The sequence below is a fragment of the Sphingomonas arantia genome, assembly GCF_042682045.1.
Taxonomy (GTDB): Bacteria; Pseudomonadota; Alphaproteobacteria; order Sphingomonadales; family Sphingomonadaceae; genus Sphingomonas_R; species Sphingomonas_R arantia.
Genome location: NZ_JBHUGS010000002.1, coordinates 996935 through 1013607, shown reverse-complemented (window position 1 = coordinate 1013607; position 16673 = coordinate 996935). Strand labels below are relative to the sequence as shown.

The window sequence follows — 16673 nt, the reverse complement described above, 5'->3', positions numbered from 1 at the left end:
GTTTCCGGGGGAAGCGCGGTCAACGTCCTATCGGTCAGAACAGTCCTTCGATCGCGCCGTCGGCATGGAGCCGCATTGCGTCCGCGGCCGGTACGCGCGGCAGACCGGGCATGGTCATGACGTCGCCGCAGACCGCGACGACGAAGCCGGCGCCGGCCGCGAGCCGGACCTCGCGGATCGGCACGACATGGCCCACGGGGGCGCCGAGCAGCGTCGGGTCGGCGGAGAAACTGTACTGCGTTTTGGCCATGCAGACCGGCAGCGCGCCGTAGCCGGCGGCATCCCATTCGGCGAGCTGGCGCACGACCGCAGGGGTGGGGGCGATGCCGTCGGCGCGATAGATGGCGGTTGCGACGCGTTCCATCTTCGCCTGCAGGGGGAGGGCGTCGTCGTAAATTGTGCGGAATTGCGACGGGGTGTCCGCGAGCGCAGCGACCGCTTCTGCGAGTTCGACCGCGCCCGCGCCGCCTTCGGCCCAATGGCGACAGGGGATTGCCTCAACGCCGCGTTCGGCGACGATCGCCTGGATCGCGGCGGTTTCCTCCGCAGTGTCGGTGCCGAAATGGTTGATCGCGACGACGACGGGCACGCCGAACTGCTGGACGTTCTCGATATGGCGCAGCAGGTTCACGGCACCGCGGCGGACGGCAGCGAGATCCGGCTGGGCGAGGTCTGCCTTGGCGACGCCGCCGTTCATCTTGAGCGCGCGGACGGTGGCGACGATCACGGCGGCGGCGGTGGCGAGGCCGGCCTGGCGGCATTTGATGTCGAAGAATTTTTCGGCACCGAGGTCCGCGCCGAACCCGGCCTCCGTCACGACATAGTCGGCGAGCGAGAGCGCGGTGCGGGTGGCGATGACCGAGTTGCAGCCATGCGCGATGTTGGCAAACGGGCCGCCGTGGATGAGAGCCGGCGTGCCCTCCAGCGTCTGGACGAGGTTGGGCTTGATCGCGTCCTTGAGCAGCACGGCCATCGCGCCGTCGGCGTTCAGGTCGGCCGCAGTTACGGGGCGGCGGTCGCGCGTCGTGCCGACCACGATGCGGCCGAGCCGGGCCTGGAGGTCGGCGAGGTCGTCGGCAAGGCAGAGGATCGCCATGACTTCGGATGCGACGGTGATGTCGAAGCCGGATTCGCGCGGTATGCCGTTGGTCACGCCGCCGAGCGATTGCACGACGTGGCGCAGCGCGCGGTCGTTCATGTCGAGCACGCGTTTCCACATGATGCGGCGGGGGTCGAGCCCAAGCGCGTTGCCCCAGTGGATGTGATTGTCGATCATCGCGGCGAGCAGGTTGTGTGCCGACGTGATCGCGTGGAAGTCGCCGGTGAAATGGAGGTTGATGTCTTCCATCGGCGTGACCTGGGCATGGCCGCCGCCGGTCGCGCCGCCCTTGGTCCCGAAACAGGGGCCGAGCGACGGTTCGCGCAGGGCGAGGACCGCCTTGCGCCCGGTGCGGACGAGTGCGTCGGCCAGGCCGATCGAGGTGGTCGTCTTGCCCTCACCCGCCGGGGTCGGGTTGATCGCGGTGACCAGGATCAGCTTGCCCGGCGCGCGACCGGTGTCGCTGGAAACCGTCAGCTTCGCCTTGTGGCGGCCATAGGGCTCGACCGCGCTGTCGGGTAGGCCGAGGTCGGCGGCGACATCCGCGATCGGGCGGAGCGTGGCGGCGCGGGAGATTTCGATATCGGTCATCATGGGCGCGGACGTAGCCGATGTTGTGCCGCGGGTGAACCGCGTCCGTGGACCATATTGCGTACGGGTAGACCTTTGCGGCGCGAGGCCCCAAATGCGGCGCATGACCCAAGCCAGCTATCCCGCCCTTCGCATGCGCAGGACCCGTGTCGCCCCGTGGAGCCGCCGGATGGTCGCGGAAACGGTCCTGACCCCGGCCGACCTGATCTGGCCGTTGTTCGTGACAGGGGGGAGCGGCGTTGAGGAGCCGATCACCAGCCTGCCCGGCGTGTCGCGCTGGTCGGTCGAGCGGATCGCGGAGCGCGCGCGGGAGGCGGAGGCGCTGGGTATTCCGTGCATCGCGCTGTTTCCCAATACGCCCGCGAACCTGCGGAGCGACGACGGGCGTGAGGCGCTGAACCCCGACAATCTGATGTGTCGGGCGATCCGGGCGGCGAAGGAGGCGGCCCCGGGTGTCGGCGTGCTGACCGACGTGGCGCTCGATCCTTACACGAGCCACGGGCATGACGGCCTGGTCGACGCGCGCGGCAACGTAATGAACGATGTCACGTCGGAGGTGCTGGTGCAGCAGGCTGTGGTTCAGGCGGAGGCGGGAAGCGACGTCATCGCGCCGTCCGACATGATGGACGGGCGGGTCGGTGCGATCCGTGCTGCGCTGGAGACCGGCGGGCACCACGACGTGCAGATCATGGCTTATGCCGCCAAGTACGCCTCGGCTTATTACGGACCGTTCCGCGATGCGGTGGGGACGCGGGGGCTGCTGAAGGGCGACAAGCGCGGATATCAGATGGATTCGGCCAACGCGGAAGAGGCGTTGCGCGAGGTGGCGCTGGACCTGGCGGAGGGGGCCGACACGGTGATGGTGAAGCCGGGGCTACCCTATCTCGACATCGTGCGGCGCGTGAAGGAGCGGTTCGAAGTGCCGGTGTTCGCGTACCAGGTGTCGGGCGAGTATGCGATGATCGAGGCGTCGGTCGCAGCGGGGGCGGGGGACCGCGATGCGCTCGTGCTGGAGACGCTGATGGCGTTCAAGCGGGCGGGGGCTTCGGGGGTTTTGACGTATCATGCGCCTTTGGCGGCGCGGTTGATGGGGGCTTAGTTTCTCAAGGGCCTTACCACCAATCCGTCATCCCGGCGTAGGCCGGGATCTCCCTTGAGCTAGAGGTGAGTTTACGACCGAAGGGAGATCCCGGCCTACGCCGGGATGACTAAACTCTCGTTGTAGAGCCGCGGTTCGGTGACAACCTGCGACAAGTCACACCCCGCGCGCTTATGCCATTGCTGGCAGAAGGCGCTTTTCGCCGGCGATGCGCATCATCGCCTTCTGCAGCTTGTCGAACGCGCGGACCTCGATCTGGCGGACGCGTTCGCGGCTGACGCCGTAGACCTGACTCAGTTCCTCGAGCGTCTTGGGATCCTCGGACAGGCGACGCTCGGCAAGGATGTGCTTCTCGCGGTCGTTGAGTGCGTCCATCGCCTCGAGCAACATGTCGTGGCGGACGTCCTTTTCCTCGCTGTTTGCGAGCAGTTCGTCCTGGAGCGGGTCGTTGTCGACCAGCCAGTCCTGCCACTGACCCTCGCCATCCTCGCGCATCGGGACATTCAGCGACGTGTCGCCGCCCATCGCCATGCGGCGGTTCATCGACGTGACCTCATCCTCGGTCACGCCCAAGTCGGTCGCGATCTTGGTGAGCGTCTCGGGGCGCAGATCGCCGTCCTCGAACGCGTTCAGCTGGCTCTTCATCCGGCGCAGGTTGAAGAACAGCTTCTTCTGCGCGGCGGTGGTGCCCATCTTCACGAGGCTCCACGAGCGCAGGATATATTCCTGGATCGAGGCACGGATCCACCACATCGCATAGGTGGCGAGGCGGAAGCCGCGGTCCGGCTCGAACTTCTTCACGCCCTGCATCAGGCCGATATTGCCTTCGGAGATCAGTTCCGACGTGGGCAGGCCGTAGCCGCGATAGCCCATCGCGATCTTCGCGACGAGGCGGAGGTGGGACGTGACGAGGCGCGCCGCGGCGTCCGGATCCTGATGCTCCTGGAACCGCTTGGCGAGCATATATTCCTCTTCCGGCTGCAACAGCGGGAATTTGCGGATTTCGCTCAGGTACCGATTCAGGCTGGCTTCACCGCCGAGCGCGGGAATCGTCGCAGGCAATGTCTTTCCGGCCGCCATCTTGCATTTCCTTCATATGATCAGTCGGCCGGATGTTTCCGTGGGCGACCTTTGGGCCCGTCATACAGAAAGTTCGCTGAACAATTGCTGCATGTCGGGTGGAATGTCGCTTTCAAACGTCAGAAACTCATTGGTCACCGGATGGATGAACCCGAGCGTCTGGGCATGGAGCGCCTGCCTCTCGAAACCCAAACGCGTCAGCAACGCCATATGTTCAGGACGGTTCTTTCCATAAGTCTGATCGCCCAGCAGGGGGTGACCGAGCGACGCCATATGGACACGGACCTGGTGCGTACGGCCGGTTTCTAGGCGGCATTCGATCAGTGCCGCGCGGTTCAACCGTGTAAGCAGCGACCAGTGGGTGATCGCGTGCCGGCCGCGGTCCCCATCGACGATCGCGATCTTCTGGCGGTTCGTGGCGGACCGGGCGAGGGCGGCATCGACCGTACCGTTCAGGTGGCGCGGGATGCCGGCGACGATGGCGCGGTAGCGGCGGTCGACGCTGTGCCGACGGAACTGCGCGGCGAGGCCCTCGTGCGCCGGATCGGTCTTGGCCGCGACGATCAGCCCCGATGTATCCTTGTCGATGCGGTGGACGATGCCGGGCCGCTCGACGCCGCCGATGCCGGACAGCGTGCCGCGGCAGTGGTGGAGCAGCGCGTTGACCAGCGTGCCGTCGTAATTGCCCGCGGCGGGATGGACGACAAGGCCCGCCGGTTTATCGACGACGATCAGGTGGTCGTCCTCGTAGGCGATGACCAGCGGGATATCCTGCGCGATGTTGTGCGCGGGCGTCGGGGCGGGGATCGTGACGCGGTAGACCTGGCCGGCGGCGACCTTCAGCGCCGGGTCGCGGGAGAGGGTCTCGCCGACGCTCACCTGTCCGGAGGAGATCAGCGCCTTCAGCCGTTCGCGGGACAATGTCGTCAGCACGGCCGCCAGCGCACGGTCCAGCCGCCAGCCGTGATGCTCCGCGGACAGGACCGCTTCCAAAGTCGACACCCCCGCGTCCATTGCGGTACCAAATGGCAATGCGTGTCGAAATAGCAACAGGGCTGATCGCCGAACTGACCACACTGGCCGCGGCGGACCCGGATCGCGAGGTGTGCGGTATCCTGTACGGCGCGGCCGGTCGGATCGATGGATATGGCGTCGCGGCGAACGTAGCGGCGGTTCCGGAGACGACGTTCGAGATCGATCCGGCGGCACTGTTCGCGGCGTATCGCGCGGCGCGGGCTGGCGGTCCTGAGGTGGTCGGCTGTTACCATTCGCATCCGCGGGGGAGTGCCACGCCGTCGGCGCGCGACCGGGCCGGGGCGGAACCGGGCCAGTTCTGGCTCATTCTGGCGGGAACGGACGCGCGGTTGTACCTGAGCGGACCGGACGGCGCGTTCACCGAATGTGCGGTGGCGCAAACTTGAACATTGGCGCATCGCGCGTCAATACAAGCAGCTTCAAGGCCGCTTCGCGCAGGCCCGACCCAGGAAATCCAGCCTATGTCCCGCAGCTCGATCGATTTTGCCAGTCTGCTTTGTTCGCGCCTGTGCCACGACCTGCTGAGCCCGGTGGGCGCACTGAACAACGGGATCGAGCTGTTGGCCGACGAGCATGATCCGGAGATGCGGGCGCGCTGCCTGGAACTGCTGGCGGAAAGCGCGCGGGCATCGGCGAACAAGCTGAAGTTCTTTCGTTTGGCGTTCGGGGCGGCCGGCGGGTTCGGCGATGCGGTCGACACACGCGAGGCGCGGTCCGCGATCGAGGGGCTGTTCGGGCAGGATCGCCGGATCCAGCTCGGCTGGATGGTGTCGGACCCGGCGATGCCAAAGGGCGCGATGAAGATCCTGCTGAACCTCGCGCTGATCGCGGGCGATGCGCTGGTCCGCGGCGGGCGGCTGGATATCGGCGCGGAAGCCGGCGAGATCGTGGTGCGCGCGGAAGGGCCGCGGCTGGTGCTCGACCCCGAACTGCGCACCGCGCTGCTGGGTGGGGCGGATCCGGAGACGGTGACCCCGCGGGCGGCGGCGGCGTGGCTGGTCCATGCGCTGGCCGCCGAGATGGGCGGGCAGGTTCAGGCATCCGACGGCGCAGACGGTGTGCTGATGCTCGGGGCGCAGATCCCGGTTGCCGCCGGCGCCGCCGGCTGATCGGATCATAATGGTCGGGGAGACAGGATTCGAACCTGCGACCCTCTGGTCCCAAACCAGATGCGCTACCAGGCTGCGCCACTCCCCGACTGCCGTTCCCCTAGGCGCACCTGCCTTTGCGGCGCAAGCGAAACGTTGGGGCAGGGCGTCGATCGCTCATCCCGCGACTAATTGCTCCGACAAGTCGCGAGCAGGGAAACATGCGGGTGGATGGGGGGTTGAAGGGGCATGATTGAAATGACAGGCTCCACCCCGATACTCGGTTACGTCGTGATCGTCGTACCGCTCGTGCTCATCGCCTTGTGGGCGATTCGATCGGTGCTGGCGGCCCGAAGTGTCGAGAAGGACCAGCGTTCGGACGAAGACGAACTGGGTTGATGGGTAACGGGGGGACGTGATGTCGGGCGCAGCAAAAGAATTTCTGGATGTCTGGACGACGCAGCAGGATCACCATCCGCCGCTGACCGATGCCGACGCCGCGATGCTGGCGGAACAGTGGGAAGCGGACGCGCGGCAGAACGGCATCCCGGCGGCCGAGGTTCGCGCGGCGGCCGGCGGCGATATTGCAGCGTTCCTGCAGCGGACGTTCGGGCGCGAGGGGTCGGAACTGGCGCTGGACTGAACCGTCAGGCGTCGGGCAAAGCCTGATCCGCGACGCACCAGTTTGCCAGCGCGGGTGAGGCCGCCCGTTCCAACAATGTGTCGGCATCCGCGATCGTGTACTTTGCTGCGGTTTCGATCGTGTCGAGTTCGTCCCAGGTGATGGGCGCGGCGACCGGAGCGTTCGGGCGGGCACGGACGGCGTAGGGCAGGATCGCGGTGGCGCCGCGCTGGTTGCGGAGCCAGTCGAGAAAGATCCGGCCGGTGCGTTCGGACTTCTTCATGTTTGCGGTGAAGCGTTTGGGATGGGCCTGCGCCAGCGCGCGGGCCAACCGGTCGGCGAAGTCCTTGACCGCGGGCCATTCGACGGACGCATCGAGTGGGGCGACGACGTGGATGCCCTTGCCGCCGGACAGCAGCGGCCAAGTCGCGAGGCCCAGGTCGGCGAGCGTGTCGCGCACCGTGAGGGCCGCCGCGCGGACGTCCGCAAAGTCGAGCCCTTCGTCGGGGTCCAGATCGAACACCAGCCGGTCGGGAGCTTCCAGCGAGTCGACGGGCGAGCCCCAGCCGTGGAACTCGATCGCGCCCATCTGAACGCAGGCGACGAGGCCGGCGGCGTCTTCGACGTAGAGATAGTCCTCGGTGCCGCCGTCCTTCTCCGGGATCGGGACGTGGCGGACATGGTCGCCGAACGTGCCGGCGTCGTGTTTCTGGAAGAAGCAGTGTTTCGCACGGCCCTGCGGACAGCGGACGAGGCTGACCGGGCGGCGGGCGGTGAAGGCAAGCATGGGGTCGGCGAGAGCGGCGTAATAGGCCGCGAGCTGACCCTTGGTGATGTTCGATTCGGGGAAGATGACGCGGTCGGCGTTGGTGAGCGTGATTCCGGCCGGCTTGTCGTCCGCGGCGGGTTTCACGGGCTTCAGCGGTTGCGGAGCCTCCTCGACCACATCAGCGGCGGCCTTGTCCTCGCGGAGGCCGATGAAGCTGGAGTGGCGCAGGACGCCGTCGCCGGTGACTTCGGCGAATGCGACCTCGGCGACCAGTTTCGGCGTGACCCAGTGCGCGCCGCGGACGGCCGCCTTGGGGGCGTCGACCGTGGCGGTCTTGCGTTCGAGCGGGGCGAGTTGCGCCAGCAGCGCCGCCATGCCGGCGGTGTCGAAACCCGTGCCGACCTTGCCCGCGTAGCGTAATCCGTCCCCGCCGTGGACGCCGAGCAGGAGCGATTTGAACCCGCGCGTCTTGTCGCTGGGCAGCCAGCCGACGATCACGAATTCCTGGCGCTGCGTGCATTTGATCTTGAGCCACGCCTGCGACCGCGCGCCGCGATAGGGGGCGTCGGCGCGTTTGGAGATGACGCCTTCGTATCCCGCGCTGCAGAGGCTCCCGAACAGCGCCTCGCCCCCGGTCAGCATGTGATCGGCATAGTGGATCGGCGGTTCGATCCCGTCGAGCAGGTCAGCGAGCGCGGTCTTGCGGTCGAGGTTGGACTCGCCGGTGAGGACGCGGCCGTCGCGTTCGAGCAGGTCGAAAGCGAAGAAGGAGAGCGTTGCTCCGCCGTCCTTCAACGCGGCCTGGAGCGCCTGGAAACTGGGTTTGCCGTCCTTGTCGAGCACGACGATCTCGCCGTCGATCAGCGCGGTGCCGGGCAGCTTGGCGGCGGCGGTGACAATGGTGGTGAAGCGATCCGACCAGTCGAGCCCGGTGCGGGTGAACGCCTTGGCCTGCCCGTCGCCGACCGCAATCAGCGCGCGGTAGCCGTCATATTTGACTTCGTGCAGCCAGCCTTTGCCGGCCGGGATCGCATCGACCAGCGTGGCGAGCTGGACGGGGCGGAAGGCGGGTGGGGGGCCGGACGGTTTGGTCGCGGCGGGTTTGCGTTTTGCCTTGGCGGGTTTGGCGGCGGGCTTCTTCGTGGGTTCGACGACGGGGGCGCCGGCCTTTGCCGCGATCTCGGCCATGGTGCGGCCGGTGTCGACGCTGGTGAGTTCGGTGGCGACGAGATCACGGGCGGGATCGGCGGCGGCGTCCTCGACCTTGCGGAGCAGCCAGTTCTCGCGCGTTTCGCGCCCGCGGGGCTTCATGCGGACGAGCAGCCATTCGCCCTGCATGCGTTCGCCGGCGAGGGTGAAGTGGAGGTGGCCCTCCTCGATCGTCTTGGACGGGTCCTTGCCGGGGATCGACGCCCAGGTGCCGCGGTCCCACAGCATGACGGTGCCGCCGCCATATTCGCCGGCCGGGATCGTGCCCTCGAACGTGGCGTAGGACATCGGGTGGTCCTCGGTCCGGACGGCGAGCCGCTTGTCGGCGGGGTCGAGGCTGGGGCCGCGAGTGACCGCCCAGCTTTTCAGGACGCCGTCGAGTTCGAGGCGGAAGTCGAAGTGCAGCCGGGTCGCGTCGTGTTTCTGGACCATGAAGGTCCGATCTTGGTCGGCCTTCGACCGGGCGACCTTGCCCTTGGGTTCCTGCGTCTTCGCGAAGTCGCGCTTCGCGTTGTAGGACGTCAGCGGATCGGGCTTGGCGGCCATATCAGGCGCGTTTGCGGGCGGGCGCCTTGCGCGCCGGCTTTTCGTCGTCCGCATCGTCCTTTGCCGCGGCCTTCTTCGCGGGGGCCTTCTTGGCGGCGGGCTTCGCGCTGCCACCGCTGCGGTCGAGCGACTTCTTCAGTGCGGCCATGAGATCGACGACGTTGCTGCCCTTGGGCGCCGCGGCGTCCTCGGGCTCCTCGACGATGCGGGTCTCCTTGCTCTCCTTCTTTCGCTCGATCAGGTCGCGGAGCGCATCGACATAGCGGTTGTGGAACTCGGTCGCGTCGAACGGTGCCGTCTTCTTGTCGATCAGCGTGGTGGCGAGGTCGAGCAGGTCGGCGTCGGGCTTGGCATCGTCGATGTCGCGGAAGTAGGAGGCGGCCTTGTTCACTTCGTCCGTGTAGCGCAGCGTTTCGAGCACTAGGCCGCGACCGCAGGGCTTCAGGCTGATGACATATTCGCGGCCGCGCATCGCGAGCTGACCGAGGCCGACCTTCTTGCGGGCGCGCAACGCCTCGCGCAGCACGATGAAGGCTTCCTCCGCGAGGTCGTCGGCGGGGACGACATAATAGGGTTTGTCGAAATAGATCGCGTCGATCTCGTGCGCGTCGACGAACTGGGTCAGTTCGAGCGTCTTCTTGGACTCGAGCTTGACGCCCTCGATCTCCTCCTCGTCGAGCAGGACATATTCGCCCTTCTTATACTCGAAGCCCTTGAGGATCTCGTCGGTGTCGACCGGGCCGATGCCGGGCACGACTTTCTCGTACTTGATCCGCTTGCCCGACGGTTCGTGGATCTGGTGGAACGCGACGGTCGCGCCGCTTTTCGTAGCGGAGAAGATCTCGACCGGGATCGAGACGAGTGCGAGCCTGATCTGACCCTGCCAATAGGCGCGTGCGGCCATCGTCCCGTTCCCCCTATCTCGTTCCAGTGGCGACTCAATTCGCGGATGACGCCGCGGTTCCTTTGCGGGCTAACGCGACCTTAACCGGACGCTGCCAAGCCTGAGAGAGATTCGAGGAAGGGATCGCCTCATGGAGATAAGTCCAGCCAGCGCACGGATGTTCGCGGGCATTTTGGAACAGCGGACGGGGCAGTTGCTGCCGCCCGCGGAGCAGGGACGGCTGGAGGTTGCGCTCGACACGTTGGTCCGCGCGCACGGGTTCGGCAGTGCGGATGCGGTGGCGGCGGCGGTGGCGGGCGGTCGCGATCCGGCGTTGTCCGACGCGGTGATCGAAGCGCTGCTGAACGGCGAGACGAGTTTCTTTCGCGATCCGGACTGCTTTGGCCAACTGAGCGATAATGTGGTGCCGCGGGTGATGGCGGCGCGGCCGGACCGCGCGCTGCGCATCTGGTCCGCGGGCTGTTCGACGGGGCAGGAGGCCTATTCGGTCGCGATAGCGCTGGCGGAGAATGCCGGGCTGGACGGCTGGCAGGTCGATATCGTCGCGACCGACGTGTCGCGCGGGGCGATCGAGCAGGCGCGGGCGGGGCGGTATTCCGAGTTCGAGGTCGGCCGCGGCTTGTCACCGCAGCGGGCGACGGCGTGGTTCGTGCGTGACGGGGATAGGTGGCGGGTGCGGGCGGCGTTGCGGGACAGCGTCAGGTTCCACACGCTCAGCCTGCTCGACACGGCGCCGCTGCCGGGGACGTTCGACATCATCCTGTGCCGCAATGTGCTGAGCCGTTTCGCCGGAGACGTGCGGCGGCGGGCGGTGCAGCGGCTGGCCCGGGCGATCGCGCCGGACGGGTTCGTTATGCTGGGTGCGGGCGAGACGCTGGCCGGGTCCGCCGCGTTCGTGGCCGACGATGGGTTCCAGCGGCCGGTTCCTGCGTCGCAGGGTTGACGGCGCGGCGCGCGGCGGGATGCTAGGGGCACCCGACGCCGTGATTGCGAGACGATGCCATGCCAGACCCGATCCGCCGCCCGTCGCCCAATTTCGATGCGCGGGATGCGGACGTGTCGATGCTGGTGCTGCACTATACCGGCATGAGGGATGCTGAGTCGGCGATCGCGCGGCTCTGCGACCCGGAGGCGAAGGTGTCCGCCCATTATGTGCTCGACGAGGACGGGACGCTGTACCAACTGGTCGACGAGGCGGATCGGGCCTGGCATGCGGGGCGCTCGTTCTGGCGCGGGGCGGTCGACGTCAACGCGATTAGCATCGGGATCGAGATCGTCAATCCGGGGCATGAGTTTGGCTATCGCCCGTTTCCGGCGGCGCAGATGGACAGGCTGGTGCCGCTGGTCGCCGAGATCGTCGCGCGGCACGGGATCGCGCCCGTGAACGTGGTGGGTCATTCCGATATCGCGCCGGCGCGCAAGGAGGACCCGGGCGAGTTGTTCGACTGGCGGCGGCTCGAACGGCACCGGCTGGCGGTGGCGCGGCCGAAGCTGGCGTTTCGTGATCCGCACTGGACGCCGGGCGGGTTTCTGGTCGCGCTGGAACGGTTTGGCTACGACGTGGCGGACGGGCCGGCGGCGGTGCGCGCGTTCCAGCGGCGGTTCCGGCCGGAGACGGTGGACGGGGTGGCGGACGGGGAATGCCGCGCGATCCTGCTGGCGCTGCTGCTGGACACGGGCGCGGCGTTGCCGCAATAGCGGCCGCGTCAGAGGGCCGGGCGGCCGCCGGTGCATCCGTGCACGGGAGGAAAGTCCGGGCTCCAAGGAGCAACGGTGCCGGGTAACGCCCGGCGAGAGCGATCTTAGGGACAGTGCCACAGAAAACAGACCGCCCGCGCTTCGGCCGGGTCAGGGCGAAACGGTGCGGTAAGAGCGCACCGCGGACCGGGTAACCGGAACGGCACGGCAAACCCCACCGGGAGCAAGACCGAATAGGGACGGCATATGGGCTGCTTCGCCCCGTCGTCCGGGTTGGTCGCTGGAGGCCGCGGGCAACCGTGGTCCTAGAGGAATGGTCGCCCATCCGTCGCCTTCGGGCGGTGGTGGACAGAACCCGGCTTACAGGCCCTCTGGCACTTTATTCCGGCCCGGCCATGGTGGCGGCGGCCGTGCAGCCCTAGGTTAGCGGCATGGCAGGAACGTCTCGATCGAACGACTGGGGCTTTCCCCGCTGGCGCAGCTATGGCGGAGAGCGCGGGGCCACGCAGGTCCGGATGTGCGACCGCGACGGCTGTACGCGCCCCGGCGATCGACCTGCGCCGAAGTCCCCGAACAGCCCGGAACGCTGGTATTTCTGCGAGGAACATGCCGGCGAATACAACCGCGGCTGGAATTATTTCGAAGGATTGTCGGCGGAGGAAGCGGCGGCACGCGAGAAGGCGGAACGTGGCACGGCGTCGGGTTATGCCGAGGCGTCGCATTATGGCTGGGGCGGGTCGGGCGACGGCAGCCGGTCGCGCGATGAACTGCGCGCGCTGGAGGTGCTGGGGCTGGACCCGGACGTCGAGGCGGATGCGGTTAAGACGGCTTGGCGGAAGCTGGCGAAGGCGAACCATCCGGATGTGAACCCGAACGATCCAGCCGCCGCCGAGCGGTTTCAGGCGGTGCAGACTGCGTACGAAGTGTTGCGTGCCGCCGACGAGCGGCGTGAGCAGGCGCAGGCGAAGCCGACGCGATGAAGGACCATGTGCGCGCGGACTGGACCGCGGCGGTGCTGGTCTGCCGGAAATGTTCGCGCAAGCTGGATGGCGGGTTCGGCGCCGATGGGGATCGGTCGTTGGCGAAGCTTTTGCGGAAGGCTCTGGGCGGGGGCAAGGGGCGGAAGGCTGCGGTTGGCGTGGTCGAGGTGGATTGCCTGAAGGTTTGTCCGAAGCGGGCTGTGGTGGTGGTCGATGGGCGGCGGCCGGGGGACTGGTTGCTGGTCGAGGCTGGGACTGAGGTTGCGGAGGTTGTGGAGCGGTTGGGGTTTGGGGGTGAGGTTGCTGCATCCGCCACGAACCGTTCCCCGGCGGAGGCCGGGGCCTAGACGTAACGGTTTCACCTAGGCCCCGGCGTTCGCCGGGGAACTTCGGTGCTTCGGGTAGAGTGTTTGCGGAGGCTCTCGCACCCTCTTCGTATCCCCGCGGACGCGGGGATCCAGTTTGTCTCAGGTGGTGCGTTGTTTGACTTAGCTGGACCCCCGCATCCGCGGGGGAACGGGTCGCCTCAGCCCGCGTAGCGTTCCGCCGTTTCGCGGATCAGGGCGATCATGTTGGGGATGCCCTGGGTGCGGTTCGAGCTCAGCTGGCGGGACAGGTCAAAGGGGGCGAGTTCGGCGGCGATGTCAGTCCGGGCGATGTCGGCGGCGGGGCGGTCCTGGACGGCGAGCAGGACGAGCGCGATGATGCCCTTGGTGATCGCGGCGTTCGAGTCCGCGAGGAAGTGGAGCTGCCCGTCCTGGTCGGTCGGGTAGACCCAGACCGAGGCGGAGCAGCCGCGGACGAGGGTGGCGTCGGTCTTGAGCGCGTCCGGCATCGGGGCGAGTTCGCGGCCGAGGTCGATCAGCATGCGGTATCGGTCGTCGCCTTCGAGGAAATCATATTCCTCCAGCGCTTCGGACAGGGTGGCGGGTGCGGTCATGGGGCGCGGATAACAGGTCGGGCGGGCGAGGGCCACGGCTTGTCGCCGGACTAAAGGTCCACCCCGGCGGCGATCGCTTCGAGCTTCCGGATCCGTTCGCGCAGGTCGGCGAGCTCGATGCGGGCGCCGGAAGAGGGAGCGGCGGTTTCGCGGCGACCCTCGATCTCCAGCCGGCGGAGGTCGAGCCAGCCGCGCCAGCCGATCAGCGCAGCGTGCGTCATGACGACCAGGCCGGCAAGGGCGGCGACAGCGGCGATGATCCACATGGACATATCGGCATTCATCGGGACGGCTCCTGAAGAGGGGAGGGGTTCAGCGATCCTTGAGGCGCAGCGCCTCGATCTCGCGGTCGAGTTTGGACGGGCCTTCGCCGTCGGTGGCGATGCGTTCGAGCACGGCGACCCGGTCGCGCAGGCGGCGGACCTCGTCGGCCAGCAGTTGCGTGTCGATCCGGTCCTGCGGCGCTGCGGCGTCGGTACCGGAGCTTCGCGTCTGGTACTTCGCCTTCATCACGCCGGCGATGCACGCGATCAGGACGATCAGGACCACCATCATCTGTCCGCCACCCATGGTCTCATTCCTTTGCAAATTATGATCCGGCGCCTAGTGCCCGAGACTAGCGGAGTGCGTCGATCTCGCGGCCCAGACGGGCACCTTCGTCGGTCGCGATGCGTTCCAGAACGGCGATGCGTTCTTCCAGCCGCAGGACCTGACCCTTCAGCCGTTCATTCTCCCCGCCGAGCAGGTCGAACCGGCGTTCCGCATCGGGCAGGCTGCGGTCGATCGTGTTGCCCCAGTCATCCGTGAGCGGGTAGCCGTGCTTGGCGCGGATCGCGGTGGTCACGACCCAGGCGACCATGGCCATCGCGATGACGGCGATCACGAAAATCTCTTTCTCCAGCTTTTCCTCCTATATCCTGCGGCGCGCGTTCAGCGCAGCGCTTCGATTTCGCGGGCGGTGTGCGTTGCCGGATCGACAGCGATCCGTTCGAGGACGGCGAGCCGTTCCTGAAGGCGGAGTGTCCGGTCGGCCTGGCGCTCATTCTCCTGCGACAGCAGTTCCACCGCGCGCTGGGTATCGATCGCGGACGAGTCCTGCGCGCCTTTTGCCTTGCGGCGGCCGTAAGCCTGGATGAGCAGGGTCGCGATGATCCCCAGCATTAGCCCGAGGATGAACCCGACTTCGGGCGGCATCGGCGCGGGTGGGATGGTGTTGAGCGGCATGTCGGTGGGTCCCCCGTTTGGATCTGGCGGTTCAGCGCAGCGCGTCGATTTCGTTGGCGAGGCGGGTGTTCTGGCTGGTCACGTGCGTTTCGATGTCGGCCAGGCGGCGGTCGATGTCGCGGAACCGGCTGCGCACGTCGCGGACCGAGGCACTGGGCTTGGCGCGGACCTGCTGCCAGAATTTCTCCTCCTGCGCGTCGGCGCCGTAGAATTCGCGCGGCTTGTCGTCCGCCATCCAGCCGAGCACGAGATAGGCGATCGGCATGAGCGGCCCCAGTGCGAACACGGTGAGCAGGACGGTGCCGACGCGGATCAGCGTGACGTCGAGGCCGGTATAGTCGGCGAGGCCGGCGCAGACGCCCATGGCCTTCTTGTTGCGCTTGTCGAGGTAGAAGGTGGTGCGGCGGGCGGACATGAGCGTTTTCCTTTCCTGGGGTGTGCGGCGCGCGCCTTAGCGGCGGCGGCTGCCGATGGGGTCCTGGTCTTCGCGGCGGTAATCGCGGTCCGGCATGTCGCGGCCCGGCAAGTCGCGGTCGGGCGCGGACTGGCTGGCGAGGCGGTAGTCGGGGTGGTCGGCAGCGATGATCCGTTCGATCGTCGCTAGCCGGTCGTCGAGCCGCCGTGCGGTTTCGTACAGGTCGTCCATCAGGTTTTCGTCCTGGACGGTCAGCGTGCCCGACTGTTTCCACCGCGTGATGTAGTGGAAGATGAGCCAGGGCAGGCCGATGAAGAGCATCCCGACGATCAGGATCGGGAGCATGACGTCTTCCATCATCTCAGCTCTCCCGCGCTTGCTGGCGGGCCTTCAGGGCTTCCAGCTCGGCATCGACCGCGTCGGACGAGCGCAGTTCGGCGATCTCCTCCTCCAGCGACTTGGGCGGCGCGCCCAGGCTCATCGCGTCGGCGCGACCCTCGGCCCAGTCGACGCGGCGTTCGAGCACCTCGAACCGCGAGAAGGCGTCCTCGGTCTTCTGGCCGGCATACATTTCCCGCATCCGGACGCGGTTGTTGGCGCTTTCGAGCCGGGCGGAGATCGCGTTCTGGCGGCTGCGTGCCTCGCGCAGCTTGGTCTGCAGCTTGGCGATGTCGCCTTCGGACGCGCGGAGCGCATCCTCGAGCACGCCGACCTCTGCTGCCAACTGTTCGGACAGGTCGGTGGCCTTGCGCTTTTCGACCAGTGCGGCCTTGGCGAGGTCCTCGCGGCCCTTCGACAGCGCGAGCTCGGCCTTTTCGGTCCAGTTGTCCTGGACCTGGGCCAGCTTGCCCATCTGGCGGCGCATTTCCTTCTGGTCGGCGATGGTGCGCGCGGCGGAGGCGCGGACCTCGACCAGCGTCTCTTCCATCTCAAGGATGATCATGCGGATCATCTTGGCCGGATCCTCGGCACGGTCGAGCATGTCGGTCATGTTGGCGGCGATGATGTCGCGGGTGCGGGAGAATATGCCCATCTGGCGTTTTCCTTGAAAACAGGGGTTCAGTAGCGCAGCGCCGTCGTGCCCGCCGCGTCAACGGGGGCGCGGGCGGGGCCGACCGCCGCCACGACGCAGGTCGCGGAGAGCAGCAGGGCGCCGATCGTGGATAGGATGACATGGTAACGGTCGGACTGGAACATGGTCGTCTCCCTGAACCCGGTGGACTGATGTCCCGGCGCTGATGGCCGGTGATGCCGGGTACTCTGCATGGAGCGTGCCAGTTCGTCGAAATGGCTTGGCAGGCGGGTTTTGCGAGGCGGCGCGGGGCTGTCCTGCAAAGCTGCTTGCGAACGGTTGGGAAATGACGCCAATCTTTC

General features: G+C 67.3%; 23 protein-coding genes, 1 tRNA gene and 1 other RNA gene. 10 read left to right on the top strand and 15 right to left on the bottom strand.

Features of this window, described 5'->3' with window-relative positions; all coding sequences use genetic code 11:
• Positions 1 to 34: 34 nt before the first annotated feature.
• Entirely contained in the window at positions 35 to 1693 is a 1659-nt protein-coding gene (locus tag ACFSGX_RS10480) for a formate--tetrahydrofolate ligase (protein ID WP_380929672.1), read from the bottom strand.
• A 100-nt stretch (positions 1694 to 1793) separates the two neighbouring features.
• On the opposite strand from ACFSGX_RS10480, the gene hemB reads away from it, so the two are divergent.
• Positions 1794 to 2789, top strand: coding sequence for a porphobilinogen synthase (gene hemB / locus ACFSGX_RS10475; protein ID WP_380929671.1), 996 nt, complete (start codon positions 1794 to 1796; stop codon positions 2787 to 2789).
• Between the two features lie 171 nt (positions 2790 to 2960).
• On the opposite strand, the gene rpoH is transcribed toward hemB, so the two are convergent.
• Complete coding sequence (gene rpoH / locus ACFSGX_RS10470) at positions 2961 to 3869, bottom strand: RNA polymerase sigma factor RpoH (RefSeq protein WP_157175522.1); 909 nt, start codon at positions 3867 to 3869, stop codon at positions 2961 to 2963.
• A gap of 60 nt (positions 3870 to 3929) precedes the next feature.
• Positions 3930 to 4883, bottom strand: coding sequence for an RluA family pseudouridine synthase (locus tag ACFSGX_RS10465; RefSeq protein ID WP_380929669.1), 954 nt, complete (start codon positions 4881 to 4883; stop codon positions 3930 to 3932).
• Between the two features lie 11 nt (positions 4884 to 4894).
• Between ACFSGX_RS10465 and ACFSGX_RS10460 the strand changes: the two genes are divergently transcribed.
• Together ACFSGX_RS10460 and ACFSGX_RS10455 are read left to right on the top strand one after the other, a co-directional pair.
• On the top strand, positions 4895 to 5290 hold the full coding sequence (locus tag ACFSGX_RS10460; RefSeq protein ID WP_380929668.1) for a Mov34/MPN/PAD-1 family protein: 396 nt from the start codon (positions 4895 to 4897) through the stop codon (positions 5288 to 5290).
• A gap of 75 nt (positions 5291 to 5365) precedes the next feature.
• Positions 5366 to 6013 carry a histidine phosphotransferase family protein gene (locus tag ACFSGX_RS10455; RefSeq protein WP_380929666.1) on the top strand — a complete coding sequence of 216 codons (648 nt, stop codon included), beginning with the start codon at positions 5366 to 5368 and terminating at the stop codon, positions 6011 to 6013.
• Positions 6014 to 6024: 11 nt separating this feature from the next.
• On the opposite strand, the gene ACFSGX_RS10450 is transcribed toward ACFSGX_RS10455, so the two are convergent.
• Positions 6025 to 6101: transfer RNA gene (locus ACFSGX_RS10450), tRNA-Pro, on the bottom strand.
• A 140-nt stretch (positions 6102 to 6241) separates the two neighbouring features.
• Here ACFSGX_RS10450 and ACFSGX_RS10445 point away from each other — a divergent pair.
• Together ACFSGX_RS10445 and ACFSGX_RS10440 are read left to right on the top strand one after the other, a co-directional pair.
• Positions 6242 to 6391 (top strand): hypothetical protein, encoded by a 150-nt coding sequence (locus tag ACFSGX_RS10445; RefSeq protein ID WP_380929664.1) that lies wholly within the window; start codon positions 6242 to 6244, stop codon positions 6389 to 6391.
• 19 nt (positions 6392 to 6410) lie between these two features.
• Complete coding sequence (locus tag ACFSGX_RS10440; RefSeq protein WP_380929662.1) at positions 6411 to 6635, top strand: hypothetical protein; 225 nt, start codon at positions 6411 to 6413, stop codon at positions 6633 to 6635.
• 4 nt (positions 6636 to 6639) lie between these two features.
• On the opposite strand, the gene ligD is transcribed toward ACFSGX_RS10440, so the two are convergent.
• Positions 6640 to 9138, bottom strand: a complete 2499-nt coding sequence (gene ligD / locus ACFSGX_RS10435; protein ID WP_380929661.1) for a DNA ligase D — start codon at positions 9136 to 9138, stop codon at positions 6640 to 6642.
• A 1-nt stretch (position 9139) separates the two neighbouring features.
• The gene (ku, locus tag ACFSGX_RS10430; protein WP_380929659.1) at positions 9140 to 10042 is read right to left on the bottom strand and encodes a non-homologous end joining protein Ku; all 903 of its coding nucleotides are present in this window, start codon (positions 10040 to 10042) and stop codon (positions 9140 to 9142) included.
• A 130-nt stretch (positions 10043 to 10172) separates the two neighbouring features.
• On the opposite strand from ku, the gene ACFSGX_RS10425 reads away from it, so the two are divergent.
• From ACFSGX_RS10425 to ACFSGX_RS10405, 5 genes are all read left to right on the top strand, one after another.
• Positions 10173 to 10985, top strand: coding sequence for a CheR family methyltransferase (locus ACFSGX_RS10425; protein WP_380929657.1), 813 nt, complete (start codon positions 10173 to 10175; stop codon positions 10983 to 10985).
• Positions 10986 to 11044: 59 nt separating this feature from the next.
• Positions 11045 to 11740 carry an N-acetylmuramoyl-L-alanine amidase gene (locus ACFSGX_RS10420; RefSeq protein WP_380929656.1) on the top strand — a complete coding sequence of 232 codons (696 nt, stop codon included), beginning with the start codon at positions 11045 to 11047 and terminating at the stop codon, positions 11738 to 11740.
• A gap of 8 nt (positions 11741 to 11748) precedes the next feature.
• Positions 11749 to 12119: RNase P RNA component class A (rnpB, locus tag ACFSGX_RS10415), an RNA gene on the top strand.
• A gap of 52 nt (positions 12120 to 12171) precedes the next feature.
• Positions 12172 to 12720, top strand: coding sequence for a J domain-containing protein (locus ACFSGX_RS10410; RefSeq protein WP_380929655.1), 549 nt, complete (start codon positions 12172 to 12174; stop codon positions 12718 to 12720).
• Positions 12717 to 13067: a hypothetical protein gene (locus tag ACFSGX_RS10405; RefSeq protein ID WP_380929653.1), complete on the top strand. Its 351-nt coding sequence runs from the start codon at positions 12717 to 12719 to the stop codon at positions 13065 to 13067. The genes ACFSGX_RS10410 and ACFSGX_RS10405 overlap by 4 nt, the downstream gene beginning before the upstream one ends.
• Before the next feature lie 179 nt (positions 13068 to 13246).
• Here the strand turns inward: ACFSGX_RS10405 and ACFSGX_RS10400 are convergent, their stop codons facing one another.
• The 9 genes from ACFSGX_RS10400 to ACFSGX_RS10360 form a co-directional block, all read right to left on the bottom strand.
• Positions 13247 to 13660, bottom strand: a complete 414-nt coding sequence (locus ACFSGX_RS10400; RefSeq protein ID WP_380929651.1) for a SufE family protein — start codon at positions 13658 to 13660, stop codon at positions 13247 to 13249.
• A gap of 50 nt (positions 13661 to 13710) precedes the next feature.
• Entirely contained in the window at positions 13711 to 13944 is a 234-nt protein-coding gene (locus tag ACFSGX_RS10395) for a hypothetical protein (protein WP_380929649.1), read from the bottom strand.
• Positions 13945 to 13972: 28 nt separating this feature from the next.
• Entirely contained in the window at positions 13973 to 14230 is a 258-nt protein-coding gene (locus ACFSGX_RS10390; RefSeq protein WP_380929647.1) for a hypothetical protein, read from the bottom strand.
• A 46-nt stretch (positions 14231 to 14276) separates the two neighbouring features.
• Entirely contained in the window at positions 14277 to 14525 is a 249-nt protein-coding gene (locus ACFSGX_RS10385) for a hypothetical protein (protein WP_380930035.1), read from the bottom strand.
• 65 nt (positions 14526 to 14590) lie between these two features.
• Positions 14591 to 14884 carry a hypothetical protein gene (locus tag ACFSGX_RS10380; RefSeq protein ID WP_380929645.1) on the bottom strand — a complete coding sequence of 98 codons (294 nt, stop codon included), beginning with the start codon at positions 14882 to 14884 and terminating at the stop codon, positions 14591 to 14593.
• Between the two features lie 31 nt (positions 14885 to 14915).
• Entirely contained in the window at positions 14916 to 15299 is a 384-nt protein-coding gene (gene pspC / locus ACFSGX_RS10375; protein ID WP_157175537.1) for an envelope stress response membrane protein PspC, read from the bottom strand.
• A 36-nt stretch (positions 15300 to 15335) separates the two neighbouring features.
• Entirely contained in the window at positions 15336 to 15656 is a 321-nt protein-coding gene (gene pspB / locus ACFSGX_RS10370) for an envelope stress response membrane protein PspB (protein WP_380930033.1), read from the bottom strand.
• Between the two features lie 4 nt (positions 15657 to 15660).
• Positions 15661 to 16332: a phage shock protein PspA gene (gene pspA / locus ACFSGX_RS10365; protein WP_380929643.1), complete on the bottom strand. Its 672-nt coding sequence runs from the start codon at positions 16330 to 16332 to the stop codon at positions 15661 to 15663.
• A 26-nt stretch (positions 16333 to 16358) separates the two neighbouring features.
• Positions 16359 to 16496 (bottom strand): hypothetical protein, encoded by a 138-nt coding sequence (locus tag ACFSGX_RS10360; RefSeq protein ID WP_380929641.1) that lies wholly within the window; start codon positions 16494 to 16496, stop codon positions 16359 to 16361.
• Positions 16497 to 16673 lie beyond the last annotated feature (177 nt).

Bases quoted from the DNA above. Each gene is read 5' to 3' on its own strand.
- ACFSGX_RS10480 (WP_380929672.1), bottom strand. From the start codon at position 1,693: ATGATGACCGATATCGAAATCTCCCGCGCCGCCACGCTCCGCCCGATC.
- hemB (WP_380929671.1), top strand. From the start codon at position 1,794: ATGACCCAAGCCAGCTATCCCGCCCTTCGCATGCGCAGGACCCGTGTC.
- rpoH (WP_157175522.1), bottom strand. From the start codon at position 3,869: ATGGCGGCCGGAAAGACATTGCCTGCGACGATTCCCGCGCTCGGCGGT.
- ACFSGX_RS10465 (WP_380929669.1), bottom strand. From the start codon at position 4,883: ATGGACGCGGGGGTGTCGACTTTGGAAGCGGTCCTGTCCGCGGAGCAT.
- ACFSGX_RS10460 (WP_380929668.1), top strand. From the start codon at position 4,895: ATGGCAATGCGTGTCGAAATAGCAACAGGGCTGATCGCCGAACTGACC.
- ACFSGX_RS10455 (WP_380929666.1), top strand. From the start codon at position 5,366: ATGTCCCGCAGCTCGATCGATTTTGCCAGTCTGCTTTGTTCGCGCCTG.
- ACFSGX_RS10445 (WP_380929664.1), top strand. From the start codon at position 6,242: ATGATTGAAATGACAGGCTCCACCCCGATACTCGGTTACGTCGTGATC.
- ACFSGX_RS10440 (WP_380929662.1), top strand. From the start codon at position 6,411: ATGTCGGGCGCAGCAAAAGAATTTCTGGATGTCTGGACGACGCAGCAG.
- ligD (WP_380929661.1), bottom strand. From the start codon at position 9,138: ATGGCCGCCAAGCCCGATCCGCTGACGTCCTACAACGCGAAGCGCGAC.
- ku (WP_380929659.1), bottom strand. From the start codon at position 10,042: ATGGCCGCACGCGCCTATTGGCAGGGTCAGATCAGGCTCGCACTCGTC.
- ACFSGX_RS10425 (WP_380929657.1), top strand. From the start codon at position 10,173: ATGGAGATAAGTCCAGCCAGCGCACGGATGTTCGCGGGCATTTTGGAA.
- ACFSGX_RS10420 (WP_380929656.1), top strand. From the start codon at position 11,045: ATGCCAGACCCGATCCGCCGCCCGTCGCCCAATTTCGATGCGCGGGAT.
- ACFSGX_RS10410 (WP_380929655.1), top strand. From the start codon at position 12,172: ATGGCAGGAACGTCTCGATCGAACGACTGGGGCTTTCCCCGCTGGCGC.
- ACFSGX_RS10405 (WP_380929653.1), top strand. From the start codon at position 12,717: ATGAAGGACCATGTGCGCGCGGACTGGACCGCGGCGGTGCTGGTCTGC.
- ACFSGX_RS10400 (WP_380929651.1), bottom strand. From the start codon at position 13,660: ATGACCGCACCCGCCACCCTGTCCGAAGCGCTGGAGGAATATGATTTC.
- ACFSGX_RS10395 (WP_380929649.1), bottom strand. From the start codon at position 13,944: ATGAATGCCGATATGTCCATGTGGATCATCGCCGCTGTCGCCGCCCTT.
- ACFSGX_RS10390 (WP_380929647.1), bottom strand. From the start codon at position 14,230: ATGGGTGGCGGACAGATGATGGTGGTCCTGATCGTCCTGATCGCGTGC.
- ACFSGX_RS10385 (WP_380930035.1), bottom strand. From the start codon at position 14,525: ATGGCCATGGTCGCCTGGGTCGTGACCACCGCGATCCGCGCCAAGCAC.
- ACFSGX_RS10380 (WP_380929645.1), bottom strand. From the start codon at position 14,884: ATGCCGCTCAACACCATCCCACCCGCGCCGATGCCGCCCGAAGTCGGG.
- pspC (WP_157175537.1), bottom strand. From the start codon at position 15,299: ATGTCCGCCCGCCGCACCACCTTCTACCTCGACAAGCGCAACAAGAAG.
- pspB (WP_380930033.1), bottom strand. From the start codon at position 15,656: ATGGAAGACGTCATGCTCCCGATCCTGATCGTCGGGATGCTCTTCATC.
- pspA (WP_380929643.1), bottom strand. From the start codon at position 16,332: ATGGGCATATTCTCCCGCACCCGCGACATCATCGCCGCCAACATGACC.
- ACFSGX_RS10360 (WP_380929641.1), bottom strand. From the start codon at position 16,496: ATGTTCCAGTCCGACCGTTACCATGTCATCCTATCCACGATCGGCGCC.